This window comes from Formosa sp. F44 (genome assembly GCF_056238645.1).
In genome coordinates, this window is sequence record NZ_JBWDLJ010000006.1 from 19,801 (window position 1) to 34,670 (window position 14,870).

Here is a 14,870-nt window from a genome sequence, read left to right on the forward strand (position 1 = left end):
CTAACACTAGGTTAGGACTTTTAAAATAGAATTGATATTTCTGTTTAATTTTTTGACTTTGTCGCTGATCTTGTTTTAGAACCTACTCTAGACATTGCACATCTAAATCCGATGTAATCTGTCGCCATATCTTGTGGGAAATAACGTCTCTGTGCAGGATCTAACCAGTATTCTCTATCTTTCCAAGAACCTCCTTTATATACGCGAACTTCATCGCTAATTAAAGATGTCTTGTTGTTAGATTTATCGTATTCTCTAATAATATTTCCAGCCGAGTCTCTAGTTACGGTGTTTTTAGGAGAATGATACATCTTGTTGGTTTTTGAATCATCATCATTAAAATCTGCATAATAACGTGAAGAACGTTTGTCTCCATCTCTAAAGTCACGGTTGTCACTTGTAGAGAAGTTAGATCTTAAGTACGTGTCATCTTCGTCGATAGGAATTTGTAATAAATCTCCAGGTAAATTTCTTGCTACAATTTTTCCGTTACTTAAAGTATCGTAAACTACGTTTTCTGGAGTTACTATTTGTACTGTTCCGTCTTCGTTAATAGCGTTTTTTGTGTAAACATTACCTCTATAGTAGTTAAAGTCGTTAAAGTCGTCATCTACTATTGGACGATAAACATCGGCTACCCATTCGGCAACATTTCCTGCCATATCGTAAAGTCCGTTGTCATTTGGTTCGTAAGTTTTAACGGCAGCTGTAATATCTGCATTATCATCAGACCAACCAGCAATTCCACCGTAATCTCCTTTACCTTGTTTAAAGTTTGCCATTTGGTCTCCCAGTGATCTACGTTCTGAAGAACGTGTGTATTGTCCGTCCCATGGATATTTTTTTCTACCTCTATACGTATTGTATTCTCTTAATTCTGAAAGTCCAAGTGCTGCATACTCCCATTCTGTTTCTGTAGGTAGTCTGTAAGATGGTGTAAGTATACCTGATTCACGAGTGGCGTAAATATTAGTTTCGTTGCCATCTGCATCTGTTCTTACATTTCCTGCTCTACTAATCGTTTTAATTTCTTCGTTTCCAGCAAAAGTTTGTGATGGTGCGTTTATGTATGCGCCTGTACTAAAGTTTGAAGTTGCAGTTGTTTCCGAACGTACAGCATCTTTGTCTAGGTATCCAGCTTTAGCTAAGTTATATTCGTTAACACGGTCTGTTCTCCATTTAGAAAATTCTACAGCTTGGATCCAGCTTACTCCAACTACAGGATATTCTGCGTAAGCAGGATGACGTAAGTAGTTGTCGGTCATAACTTCGTTATATCCCAATCGGTTTCTCCAAACTAAAGTATCTGGTAATGCACCATTGTATATGGCTCTAAAACCATCGGTAGATGGAGGGAAAACACGCTTTAAATGATCTAAATACTCAAGATACATCACATTAGTAACTTCTGTTTCGTCCATATAAAAAGACTGAACGTGTTGCTGTGTTGGCGTATTATTCCAATCGTGCATAACATCGTCCTGAACTTGACCTTTAGTGTAAGTTCCTCCTTCTATAAACACCAATCCAGGAGCTGTTTCTTGTTCTCTATACTGCGTATTGTATTGAAAACCTCCATCTTTCGAATTAATTTCCCATCCGGTTGCCCTCGAACTGTTCTTCGAATCAGAATTTTTACAGCTAATAGCGGCTAAAGCGAGTGTTAAGATTAACATGCCCTTTATAGTTACTATGTTTTTCATATTCATACTTTTGAGTAAGCAAAATGTTTTATTTAGTGCCGCAATATATGAATTTAACCGCATACTGCAAGCGTTAAAGATGTTTTTGAATTAAAAAAAAATGCGTTTTAACCTGATTTTTAGTCATTACGTCGATGATTTTTTTCTGCTGATATTCATGTTCTTGAGTATCCTAATAACACTCTTTTACTAAAATATTATTGTACTTTTGGATCGTTTCTTAAATTAAAACTGAGGTTTTATAATTTTATTGTATGTTAAACGTTATTTTAATAATGAAAAAAACAACCGTTTTACTTCTTTTATTCCTTTCATTTATAGGGTATTCTCAACAAAAACAATTTCAATTAAATTGGGAAGGATACAATACAATAACTTCAGGTCGATTTACGATTCAAGTTCCGGGGTTTAATGCAGAGAATTTTGATTTTAGTGTTGAAGAGGGTTTGAAATTCGTGGCGCAATGGGAATTAAATACAGCTTTAAATGAGAATTCGGCCAAATTGGAAGATATTACTTACGCTTCAATCTCGAAATCGGAATTGAAAGGACTGGATATTTCTACAATTCCAGAGGCATTGGAATTTCAACTTTCTAAATCCGAAGCGCGCTTTAAATCTTACGGCATTTTAGAAATGTCTCCTATTATTAAGGATGGCGAAAATACATTTAAAAAAATTACATCTTTTACGTTGTCGTATGCCACAACAGATGCTCGTAGTAGTACGAGTAGAGCTGTTGCATCTACTAATAGTGTATATAGTTCTGTTTTAAAAACGGGAGAATGGTATAAGTTTTATATCGATACCACAGGTGTTTACAAGTTGTCCAAATCTTTTTTACAAGATTTAGGAGTGAATGTAAATAGTATAAACCCGAAACAGCTAAAGATTTATGGTAATGGTGGACAAATGATGGCCTATAGAAATTCGGAAACTCAATATTTCGATATTACCGAAAATGCAATAAAAGTAATAGGAGAAGAAGACGGCGCATTTGACGATGACGATTATATCTTGTTTTACGCTGTAGGGCCAAAAGGATATAATGCCGAAAGTAACACAAACATAAACTGCTATACCGATAGAACGTCTTATTTTTTAAAAGTCGATGGAAACGACGGGCGCCGGATTCAGCCCTTTGTAAGTTCTACTAATCCTGCGACTCTCACTGTAGATACCCACCAGACCTATCTGTTTCACGAAACAGACGACTATAATTTGGTAAGTGTTGGGCGTCGCTGGTTTGGAGACCGCTTTAATGTGACTTTGCAAAAGTCTTTTAAATTCGATGTGCCAGATTTAGTGACTACCGAACCTATAGCGTTTAAAACCTATGTTGCATCAACTTCAGATACTCGTTCTACCTTCGATGTGTCTGTAAATGGTTCGTCTTTAGGTGTTTTAAGTTTAAGTGGATCTAGTGATCCGTCTTATGCCAGTGAAGCTTATATGGTAAGAAATATTCAGAGTAATAGCTCAGAAATTACAGTAGCTTTAACTTACGATAAACTAGGTAACCCAAGTGCTTTAGGCTATATCGATTATATTTCGTTAGAAGCGACGCGTGCTTTACGATTTTACGGCAAGCAATTTGGATTTTATAATAATCAGGTTGTTTCAAGTAGTGGAGTGGTGGAGTATAGTATAGAAAATGCTTCAAACATGTCTGAAATTTGGAATGTTACCAATCCGTTTTCTATTTCTGCATTACCAAATACGACCTCAGAAGCGGTGTTTAGTTTTAAACGTCCTGCTGGTAATTTAGAAACTTTTGTGGCGGTAACGTCTTCAGACTATTATTCGCCTGAGCGCGATTCAAATTCTAGAGTAGATAATCAGGATTTAAAAGGATCTGTTTTTTTAGACGAAAACGGAAATTTTCAAGATGTAGATTATATTATAGTTGCGCCAGCTAATTACTATACGCAAGCGCTTCGTCTGGGTGAAATTAATAAAGCACAATATGGTTTAAATGTAAAAGTGGTCACCTTACAAGAGTTATATAACGAGTTTACTTCGGGAAATCAAGATATTGTAGCCATTCGAAATTTTGTAAAATATGTTTACGACAATGCCAGTTCACAAGACAAAGCCGTAAAGTATTTATGCATGTTTGGAGATAGTTCTTACGATTATAAAGGGCGCTTATCTAATAATCAGAACTACGTTCCATCATGGCATGCGTATTCGAGTTTTAGTTTAACAAGTTCTTTTATTTCAGATGACTTTTATGGTATGATGGACGAAAATGAGGGCACCATGGCAAGCTCAGATCGTTTAGATATTGCAGTGGGGAGAATTCTTGCCGATAATCCAAGTCAAGCAAAAACCATGGTCGATAAAATTGAACGCTATTATAGTGAACCGTCTTATGGAAGATGGCGTAATAGTGTGGTTATGGTTTCGGACGATGTCGATGAATCGTGGGAATTTATTCTTGAGGAAACAACAAATAGTATAGCCGATGAAATTTCGGAAAAAAAACCGTTTATAAATGTAACTAAGATTCATTCTGATGCTTACGAGCAAGAATCTTCTGCGGGAGGAGATCGCTATCCGGCGGTAAACGAGGCTATGGTAAATGCTATGGAAACGGGTGCGTTAGTGGTGAATTATTTTGGTCATGGGGGAGAAGATGGATTGGCTCACGAGCGTATCTTTCAACAACCGGATGCACAGGCATTAACCAATACCTATAAAATGAATTGCTTTATTACGGTGACTTGCGAGTTTACGCGTTTCGACAATCCGTTACGGGAAACAGCAGGAGAGGTTACGTATTGGAATGCTAATGGAGGAGCCATAAGTTTGCTTACCACAACCCGTCAGATTTTTGTTAGTGTGGGTATAGATTTTAATACAATTTTAAGTGAATATCTATTTTCTTATAATAGCACCGATAGTTATTCTGATAACGAATATCCGTCTATGGCAGAAGCGTTACGTTTAACTAAAACAAATCCAGCGGTGTCCAATTCCAGTCAGAGACATTTAGTGTTTTACATTGGAGATCCTGCGATGAAACTAGCCATACCTGAACCTAATATAAAATTAACCGAAATTAATGGTAAACCTATTTCGGGAGACGTGGATACTTTGGAAGCTTTAGGAAGAGTGTCTCTTTCGGGAGAAGTTGTTGATACTGCAGGAAATTTATTAACCGATTATAATGGTGTCTTAGCATCGACCATTTACGATAAAGATATAGATAGAACTACATTGGCAAACGACATCGATTATGTGATGGATTTTACCACCCTTGGTGAGATTATTTTTAGAGGTCAAGCTTCGGTAACCTCGGGTAAATTTAATTTCGATTTTGTAGTGCCAAAAGATATTGGCGTACCTGTGGGATATGGTCGGGTTAGTTTTTACGCGAAAACAACTAATCCTATTCAGGATCAGAATGGTGCAAGTATAAATACGATAAAAGTAGGTGGTATAAACGAGAATGCGGCCGAAGATAATATTGGACCCGTTGTAAATTTATACATGAACGATGAAAATTTTGTAACGGGAGGCATAACAAACGAATCGCCTTCTTTATTGGTAAAGTTAGAAGATGAAAACGGTATAAATACAGCGAGTGGAATCGGACATGATATTGTAGCAATTATCGACGGGGATGAAACAAATCCATATGTTTTAAATGATTATTATCAGACAGAAGTAGATGATTATCAAAGAGGTGTGGTGACGTATCCATTTAAGAATTTAGAATCAGGATTACACACTTTAACTGTAAAAGCATGGGATGTTTACAACAACTCTTCCATATCCGAAATTCAATTTGTAGTGCATAACCAAAATGAAGAACTGGTAATTTCAAATGTATTAAACTATCCTAATCCGTTTGTAAATTACACAGAATTTTGGTTTAACCACAATAGTTCGGGCCCTTTAGACGTTTCTATACAAATCTTCACTGTCTCAGGGAAATTGGTAAGAACAATTAATGGTCAGACAAGTAATAATGGTACATCATCTTTATCACGAGATATTGTTTGGGACGGCCGAGATGATTTTGGAGATAAAATAGGAAAAGGGGTATACATTTATAAGCTTAAAGTAAGATCTGTATCCCTTAATAAAACAGTTGAAAAAATAGAGAAACTTGTTATCCTATAATAAAAATATATATTTGTTAAATAAACCAATTTAAATGAAAACAACACTATTAGCAATTCTTTTTGTCTTACTAGCCATTAATGTTCACGCACAAAATCCAACAGTAATAATTCCAAACGCTAACGATTCTAGAGTTATCACTACTGGAATGCCATTTTTATTAATCGCAGCCGATGCTAGAGCTGGATCTATGGGAGATATGGGGGTTGCAACCTCTGTAGATGGATTTTCTCAACAATGGAACAATTCAAAATATGCGTTTTCAGAAGCAAAACAAGGGGTAGCTTTAAGTTATACGCCGTATTTAAGTAGTTTAGTAAACGATATATTTTTAGGAAGTTTTACGTATTATAATCGTATAAACGAGAGAAGTGCCTTTGCAGGAAGTTTTAGATATTTTTCTTTAGGAGAGATCGAGTTTGTAGATAATGCAAATTCTATACCTTATGATGTAAAACCATACGAATTAGCTGTAGATGTTTCTTATGCATTAAAATTAAGTGATCAATTCTCAATGGGAGTTGCGATGCGTTATATGCGTTCAGATTTAAGGCTAAATTTAGGTAATAATGATGCTTCTGCTGCAGGTACATTTGGAGTAGATATAAGTGGGTATTACCAGAGTGAAGAAGAAGCTTACAACGATTTTAATGGTCGTTGGAGAGGGGGATTTGCCATTCAAAATGTTGGGCCTAAATTTAAATATGATGAAGAAGGTGTTGAAAACTTTCAGCCTACAACTTTACGTTTAGGAGGAGGTTTCGATTTTATTTTAGACGAATATAATACCATTTCTGTAACCACAGAGGTAACTAAGTTATTAGTACCAACACCTCCAATTATGGGGACGGAATACCAATATACAGATGAAAACGGAAACGGTGTGTACGACGAAGGTATCGACACACTAGGAAGTCAAGAATCTACAAATAATGGTGTTATATACCAAGGTGAATCTAATGATGTAAGCTTTATGAAAGGTATGTTCCAATCGTTTGGGGATGCTCCAGGAGGTTTTAAAGAAGAAATGCAAGAGTTTACATGGGCGTTAGGTGCAGAGTACATGTATCAAGATTCTTTTGGGTTTAGAATGGGGTATTTCCATGAAGCAGAGAATAAAGGAGCACGTCAGTTTTTAGCCCTAGGAGCAGGCTTTAAATACAATGTGATTAATATAGATTTATCATACTTATTCTCGACTTCAAAAATACAGAGTCCGTTAGAGAATACATTACGTTTTTCTTTAACGTTTAACTTAGGAGCCGGTACTTATAGAGAATACTAAACCGGATTTTAAATACTAAAATTTTAAAAACTATTGTGTCTAGCAATAGTTTTTTTTGTTTTAAATAGTTTTATACCTTTAGGAAAGACAACTTAAGATGTTTTTTAATGAAGATAAAAAAAATAGAAACGCAATTTGAAGTGTACGAGAATGTAAACGAACTTCCAAAAGACGTTTCAGAACTCATGGCAGAAGCCGTTAAAGCGCGTTTACGTGCCTACGCACCTTATTCAAATTTTTTGGTAGGTGCAGCCCTTTTATTAGATAACGGCGAGATTGTAACAGGTAATAATCAGGAAAATGCATCTTATCCATCGGGCTTATGTGCAGAACGTACAGCAATCTACTATGCTGGCTCGCAATTTCCGGGCGCTAAAATAGTGCGCATGGCTATTATCGCTGGGTCTGTTAAAAATAAAACCACGACGCCAATACCGCCTTGTGGGGCGTGCAGACAAGCCATTTTGGAATATGAAATTAATCAAGAGCTACCAATAGATATTTATTTTATGGGAGAGTCTGGAGAGGTAATGCGTTCTAAGTCTTTAGCAAATTTATTACCTTTAGTCTTTGAAAAATCAGTTTTATAAATTTTTATGTAATTTTTACGAGATTCAGCTTTTTGGTTAACCACGAATGTGTTACTTTTGTTTCTCGTTTTTAAATTAACGCTACTCATGCAAAAAATCACAAAGGAAACATACATTAAATGGTATGAAGACATGTTGTTTTGGAGAAAGTTTGAAGATAAACTAGCTGCAGTATACATTCAACAAAAAGTAAGAGGATTTCTACATTTATACAACGGACAAGAAGCCATATTAGCAGGTGCATTACATGCTATGGACTTGTCTAAGGATAAAATGATAACCGCCTATCGAAACCACGTACAGCCTATTGGTATGGGAGTGGATCCGAAGCGTGTTATGGCAGAATTATTTGGAAAGGCAACAGGAACATCTCAAGGTTTAGGTGGATCTATGCATATCTTTTCAAAAGAACACCGTTTTTATGGAGGACATGGAATTGTAGGAGGACAGATTCCTTTAGGTGCAGGTATTGCTTTTGGTGATAAATATCATGGTAGCGATGCCGTTACACTTTGTTGTTTTGGTGATGGTGCTGCGCGTCAAGGATCACTTCACGAAACATTTAACTTAGCGATGTTATGGAATTTACCAGTTGTTTTTGTTTGCGAAAACAATGGTTATGCAATGGGAACTTCGGTTAAGCGTACCGCTTCTCACGAAGAGATTTGGAAATTAGGTTTAGGGTACGAAATGCCTTGTGGACCAGTAGATGGAATGAATCCAGTAAAAGTTGCTGAAGCTTTCGACGAAGCTATTCAGAGAGCTCGTAGCGGAGGAGGACCAACTTTCTTAGAATTAAAAACGTACCGTTATAGAGGTCACTCAATGAGTGATGCACAACATTACCGTACAAAAGCTGAAGTAGAAGAGTACAAGAAAATAGATCCTATAACACAAGTAAAGGATATTATTCTTTCTAAGAAATATATGAAAGAAGAAGATCTTAAAAAGATCGATGCAGACGTTAAAAAACGTGTACTTGAATGTGAAAAATTCGCAGACGAGTCTCCTTATCCAGATAAGAGTGTAATGTACGATGTTGTCTACGAACAAGAAGATTATCCATTTTTACAACATAAAATATAAGCTATGGCTGAAATTATTAACATGCCTCGTTTGAGCGATACCATGGAAGAAGGTACTGTTGCAACGTGGTTGAAAAAAGTTGGAGATAAAATATCTGAAGGTGATATCCTTGCGGAAATCGAAACAGATAAAGCAACAATGGAATTTGAATCGTTCCATGAAGGTACTTTACTTTATATTGGTGTCCAAGAAGGAGAAACAACTAAAGTAGATGAATTATTAGCTATAATTGGTGAAGAAGGTGAAGACATTTCTGCACTAACTAGTGGTGATAGTGCACCAGCTGCAACTGAAGAAACAACAACTGAAGCACCAACAGAAGAAGCTCCTGCAGCGTCTACAGAAAGTGCAGAACTTCCAGAAGGTGTTATCGTGGTTACTATGCCTCGTTTAAGTGATACCATGGAAGAAGGTACGGTTGCGACTTGGTTGAAAAAAGAAGGTGATACTGTAGAAGAAGGAGATATCCTTGCAGAGATTGAAACGGATAAAGCCACTATGGAATTCGAATCTTTCAACTCAGGAACTTTATTATATATTGGATTACAAGAAGGAGAGTCTGCAAAAGTAGATTCATTATTAGCAATTATTGGCCCTGCAGGAACAGATGTTTCTGGTGTAGCTAGTAATTTTGGTGCAGCACCTGCTGCTCCTGCCCCTAAGGCAGAAGCGCCTAAAGCTGCCGCTCCAAAAGCAGAGGCTCCAAAAGCCGCACCTGCTGCTAAAGTTGCCGCACCAGCAGCAACGCCTAAAGCGACTAACGATGGCGGACGTGTATTCGTGTCTCCGTTAGCTAAGAAAATTGCAGAAGAAAAAGGATTTAATATCGCAGACATACCTGGTTCAGGAGAAAGTGGACGTGTTATTAAACGTGATGTTGAAAACTTCGTGCCTAAAGCTGCTGCGCCTGCTGCCGCTGCCGGAACTGCTGCACCTGCCTCAGAAGAGAGTTTTGAAGAAATTAAAAACTCGAACATGCGTAAGGCGATTGCAAAGAACTTAGCGAAATCTAAATTCTCTGCACCTCACTATTATTTAAATGTTGAGTTTGATATGGACAATGCTATTGCATTCCGTAAGGAAGTAAATGCTGTTCCAGATACTAAAATTTCATTTAACGATATCGTAGTTAAAGCTTGTGCAATGGCTTTAAAAGAACATCCTCAAGTAAATTCTCAGTGGTTTGACGACAAGATGAGATTAAACAACCACGTACACATTGGTGTAGCGGTTGCTGTTGAAGATGGTCTTCTTGTACCAGTTGTAAAATTTGCAGATCAACGCAAATTAACGCAAATTGGTGCTGCTGTTAAAGAATATGCTATCAAAGCTAAAACTAAGAAGTTATCTTTAGAAGAAATGGAAGGTAGTACATTTACTATCTCTAACTTAGGTATGTTCGGTATAGATTCATTTACGTCTATTATCAACCAACCTAACTCAGCAATTCTTTCTGTTGGAGCAATTGTTCAAAAACCAGTTGTAAAAGATGGAGCTATTGTAGTAGGTAATACTATGAAACTTTGTTTAGCTGCCGATCACAGAACGATCGATGGTGCTACTGGAGCTCAATTCCTTCAAACATTAAAAGGATATATTGAAAACCCAATTTCGATGTTATTATAATCGGAGTTAAAACATATTTAAAAAAGCCATCCTTGTGATGGCTTTTTTTATACCTAAAATGTTGCTTTTATATAAAGTCTTACTAAAAGCCGATGTCAATTCAATGTGGACAAGTATATTTGTTATAGGTATTATTTTGAATATTTAACCCGCATATTACATTATGAAAAACGTTATTATTACAGGAACAAGTCGTGGCATCGGACTAGAACTCGTAAAGTATTTTGCTGAAGCCGGACATCAGGTGTTAGCTTTATCGAGAAATGAAAAACCGATATCAGATTTGAAACTTAAGAATGTCAGTACTTTTAGTTTCAATCTAGAAAACGACGCCGATTATGAAAAAGTAAAGACTTACGTAAAATCAAATTGGGAACAAGTCGATGTTCTAATTCATAATGCAGGAGCTTTGGTTAATAAACCATTTTCAGAATTGACAAAAGCCGACTTTCTAACTGTTTATAATGCCAATGTTTTTGGTGTTGCTCAGTTAACACAAACCATACTTCCGTTTATGGTTAAAGGTAGCCACATGGTAACCGTGAGTTCTATGGGTGGGATTCAGGGAAGTATGAAATTCCCCGGATTAGCAGCTTACAGTTCTAGTAAAGGTGCCGTAATTACGTTATCAGAACTCTTGGCAGAAGAATATAAAGATTCCGGAATTGCATTTAATGTATTGGCTTTAGGCGCCGTGCAAACAGAAATGCTCGAGGACGCCTTTCCTGGTTATATCGCACCAACAACAGCAGAAGGTATGGCGAGTTATATTTTTAATTTTTCATTAACAGGTCATGCTTTCTATAATGGGAAAGTATTACAAGTGTCCTCTACAACTCCATAATTATGAGTAAATATAAATGTGTAATATTCGATTGTGATGGCGTTCTGGTAGATAGTGAAGCCCTAAGTAATGGGGTGTTATCTGATTTAGCCAATAAATATGGTGCAAATTTAGATGTGCATGCAGCCATTAAATTGTTTAAAGGCTGTTCTATGAATGCATGTATCGAGAAAATTGAAGACCTAATTGATAAGCCGTTACCAGAAGATTTCGAGACTCAGTATAGAACATTAAGTGTAGAAGCTTTTAAAGCCCACATAAAACCTATTAAAGGTATTAAAGAGGTGCTCGATAAATTAGAATTACCATTTTGTGTGGCATCGAGCGCTCTGGAAGCTAAAATGAGGCTAAATTTAGGATTAACAGGATTACTCGATAAGTTTGAGGGACGTTTATTTAGTTGTTATACTATTCAGAAATGGAAACCAGACCCAGCGATTTTTTTATGGGCTGCAGAATCTATGGGATTTAAACCAGAAGAATGTGTGGTTATAGAAGATAGTTATTCGGGAGTTACAGCGGCAAAAGCAGGCGGATTTGATGTGTTTGGTTACACTGCAGACGATATCCATAACCAGTTAAAAGGCTATCCAACTTTGGAGTTTGATAATATGAATCAATTAATTTCTTTAATTCAAAACGCGAAGTAAAAGAAGCGTATACCTATCGGAAAAAAGACTAATTTTGCTCGAAATTTGTCACAAATATGCAACATACTACAGATACCATTTTAATGGTCCGTCCAGTTAATTTCAGAATGAATGAACAGACCGCTGTTAATAATTACTATCAAACCGCTATGAAAGGTGTTTTACCAGAAACGGTAAATGCTAAGGCACAGCTAGAATTTGATAATTTTGTAGAGAAATTAAGGGCAATTGGGGTACACGTGATCGTAATAAACGATAATAAAGAATTGGATACTCCGGATTCTATTTTTCCTAATAATTGGATTTCTTTTCACGAAAATGGAACGGTTGGATTGTATCCTATGTTTGCAGAAAACAGACGTCTTGAACGTCGCGAAGATGTATTTGATGTTTTAGAGGAAAATGGGTTTGTAATTAACGATGTACTTGATTATACAAGCGCCGAAGAGGAAGGCTTGTTTTTAGAAGGTACCGGAAGTTTACTATTAGATCGTATAAATGGAAAAGCATATTGTGCTTTATCTGCTAGAGCCGACGAAGATTTGTTTATAGAGTTTTGCGAAGATTTTGATTATTTTCCAGTTGTATTTACAGCCTATCAAACGGTAGATGGAGCGCGAAAACCAATTTACCATACAAACGTAATGATGTGTCTAGCGGAGACTTTTTCTGTGATTTGTTTAGAGAGTATAGACGATAAGAAAGAGCGCAAGCAAGTGTTACAACATTTAAAGGAAAGCGGAAAAGAAGTTATTGCGATTACAGAATCCCAAGTCGAACATTTTGCAGGGAATATGCTTCAAGTTCGAGGAACAAACGATGAATTGTTTTTAGTAATGAGTAGTTCTGCATATCAATCTTTAACAGAAACTCAAATTAATACCATTACAAAACACTGTAAAATAGTGCATAGTTCTTTAGATACAATAGAGGCTTGCGGTGGCGGTAGTGCACGTTGTATGATGGCTGAAATATTTTTACCTCAAGCTTAATTTTTGAGGAGATAATTAGAGGCTAATAGAAAAACCTCGGTTATTCTTGGGGTTTTTAGTCGGTTGGAAATGTTTTAATACCGTTTCCATATTACAATATTTCCCTTTAATGTGATAAAAATAGTATCTTTGCGCTCTTAATTAAATCAATTGTAATGAGTATACAAGAGTCTTTGTCGCAACACGTCAAACAAGCCATAAAATCCATTTATAATGCCGAATTAGAAACTGTAGAGTTTCAATCGACTCGTAAAGAGTTTGAGGGAGATATTACTGTAGTTGTTTTTCCTATGTTACGCGTTGTAAAAGGAAATCCAGTTCAAATTGGTGAGGCTGTTGGAGCATATTTACTTAAAGAAGTAGAAGCTGTTACCGGATACAATGTTGTTAAGGGATTCCTGAATATTGTAATTGCAGATTCTTACTATCAGAATTGGTTTAATAGTATTAAAGCCGAACCTACTTTTGGATATGTAACTCCTGTAAAAGACGCTAAGGCTGTTATGGTAGAATATTCTTCGCCAAACACCAATAAGCCACTTCACCTTGGGCATATTAGAAATAATTTATTAGGATATAGTGTCGCTGAAATTTTAAAAGCTTCAGGGCAAAACGTATATAAAACTCAAATTATAAACGACAGAGGAATTCATATTTGTAAAAGTATGTTGGCCTGGAAACGTTTTGGAGATGGGGAAACACCAGAAAGTACAGGTTTAAAAGGTGATAAGCTAGTCGGTAATTACTACGTAAAATTCGACCAAGAATATAAAAAAGAAATAGAAGCTTTAAAAGCTGAAGGACTTTCTGAAGAGTATGCTAAAAAGCAAGCACCAATTCTTCTTGCGGCACAAGATATGTTATTAAAATGGGAAGCTGGAGACGAAGACGTTGTTTCACTTTGGAAAACCATGAATCAATGGGTGTACGATGGTTTTGAAGTGTCTTATAAAAATTTAGGAGTCGATTTCGATTGTTATTATTACGAAAGTGATACGTATTTATTAGGGAAAGAGTTTGTTGCCGAAGGTTTAAAAACGGGAGTGTTTTTCCAAAAGGAAGACGGATCTGTATGGTGCGATTTAACGGATGAAGGTTTAGACGAGAAAATTGTTTTACGTTCAGATGGTACAGCGGTGTATATGACACAAGATATTGGTACAGCCATACAGCGTATAAAAGATTATCCAAATGTTGGAGGTCTGGTTTATACTGTTGGTAACGAGCAAGATTATCACTTTAAAGTCTTGTTCTTAATCTTACAAAAATTAGGATTCGAATGGTCTAAAAACCTATTTCACTTAAGTTATGGAATGGTAGATTTACCAAGCGGAAAAATGAAGAGTAGAGAAGGAACTGTTGTCGATGCCGACGATTTAATTTCTGAAATGGCAGAAACAGCAGGAGAAATTTCTGAAGAATTAGGTAAACTAGAAGGATATTCTCAAGACGAAAAAGACGTATTGTATAGCACAATTGGTCTTGGTGCCTTAAAGTATTACATCTTAAAAGTAGATCCTAAAAAACGTATTTTATTCGACCCTAAAGAATCTATCGATTTTCAAGGAAATACAGGACCGTTTATTCAGTATACGTATGCGAGAATTCAGTCTATAATTAGAAAAGCAGATTTCGATTACACAGTCGATACACCTAAAATTGATTTACACGAGAAAGAAAAATCGTTGCTAAAACAATTACAACTGTTTCCTGAAACCATTCAATTGGCAGCAACACAATACAGTCCTGCGATAATTGCGAATTATACTTACGATTTAGTAAAGGAGTTTAATTCCTTTTACCAGAATGTGTCTATCTTAGGAGCAGATCATCTAGACGAAAAAATATTTAGAGTACAATTAGCTCAAGCAGTGGCTACAACTATAAAAAATGCATTTAATTTATTAGGGATTCAAGTTCCTGAACGTATGTAGTGTTTAGTCCTAAATTTGTTTTAATAAAAA

10 protein-coding genes are annotated in these 14,870 nt (G+C 36.2%); 9 read left to right on the plus strand and 1 reads right to left on the minus strand.

The window, feature by feature from the left end; translation table 11 throughout:
- Window positions 1-44: 44 nt before the first annotated feature.
- A complete protein-coding gene (gene gldJ, locus AC0UBM_RS16615) occupies window positions 45-1,709 on the minus strand; it encodes a gliding motility lipoprotein GldJ (RefSeq protein WP_475689460.1) in 1,665 nt (554 codons plus the stop codon).
- Between the two features lie 269 nt (window positions 1,710-1,978).
- Between gldJ and porU the strand changes: the two genes are divergently transcribed.
- The 9 genes from porU to argS all read left to right on the plus strand — a co-directional run bounded on the left by porU (window position 1,979) and on the right by argS (window position 14,840).
- The gene (porU, locus tag AC0UBM_RS16620) at window positions 1,979-5,833 is read left to right on the plus strand and encodes a type IX secretion system sortase PorU (protein ID WP_475689385.1); all 3,855 of its coding nucleotides are present in this window, start codon (window positions 1,979-1,981) and stop codon (window positions 5,831-5,833) included.
- A gap of 34 nt (window positions 5,834-5,867) precedes the next feature.
- Entirely contained in the window at window positions 5,868-7,118 is a 1,251-nt protein-coding gene (gene porV, locus AC0UBM_RS16625; RefSeq protein WP_475689386.1) for a type IX secretion system outer membrane channel protein PorV, read from the plus strand.
- Between the two features lie 107 nt (window positions 7,119-7,225).
- Window positions 7,226-7,708 (plus strand): cytidine deaminase, encoded by a 483-nt coding sequence (gene cdd, locus AC0UBM_RS16630; protein ID WP_414035166.1) that lies wholly within the window; start codon window positions 7,226-7,228, stop codon window positions 7,706-7,708.
- Window positions 7,709-7,795: 87 nt separating this feature from the next.
- The gene (gene pdhA / locus AC0UBM_RS16635) at window positions 7,796-8,794 is read left to right on the plus strand and encodes a pyruvate dehydrogenase (acetyl-transferring) E1 component subunit alpha (protein ID WP_414035167.1); all 999 of its coding nucleotides are present in this window, start codon (window positions 7,796-7,798) and stop codon (window positions 8,792-8,794) included.
- Window positions 8,795-8,797: 3 nt separating this feature from the next.
- A complete protein-coding gene (locus tag AC0UBM_RS16640; protein WP_475689387.1) occupies window positions 8,798-10,420 on the plus strand; it encodes a pyruvate dehydrogenase complex dihydrolipoamide acetyltransferase in 1,623 nt (540 codons plus the stop codon).
- Between the two features lie 163 nt (window positions 10,421-10,583).
- Window positions 10,584-11,264, plus strand: a complete 681-nt coding sequence (locus tag AC0UBM_RS16645) for an SDR family NAD(P)-dependent oxidoreductase (RefSeq protein WP_475689388.1) — start codon at window positions 10,584-10,586, stop codon at window positions 11,262-11,264.
- A gap of 2 nt (window positions 11,265-11,266) precedes the next feature.
- Window positions 11,267-11,914 carry an HAD family hydrolase gene (locus AC0UBM_RS16650; protein WP_475689389.1) on the plus strand — a complete coding sequence of 216 codons (648 nt, stop codon included), beginning with the start codon at window positions 11,267-11,269 and terminating at the stop codon, window positions 11,912-11,914.
- Window positions 11,915-11,970: 56 nt separating this feature from the next.
- Window positions 11,971-12,906, plus strand: a complete 936-nt coding sequence (gene ctlX, locus AC0UBM_RS16655; RefSeq protein ID WP_475689390.1) for a citrulline utilization hydrolase CtlX — start codon at window positions 11,971-11,973, stop codon at window positions 12,904-12,906.
- Between the two features lie 155 nt (window positions 12,907-13,061).
- Window positions 13,062-14,840, plus strand: a complete 1,779-nt coding sequence (gene argS / locus AC0UBM_RS16660) for an arginine--tRNA ligase (protein WP_475689391.1) — start codon at window positions 13,062-13,064, stop codon at window positions 14,838-14,840.
- Window positions 14,841-14,870 lie beyond the last annotated feature (30 nt).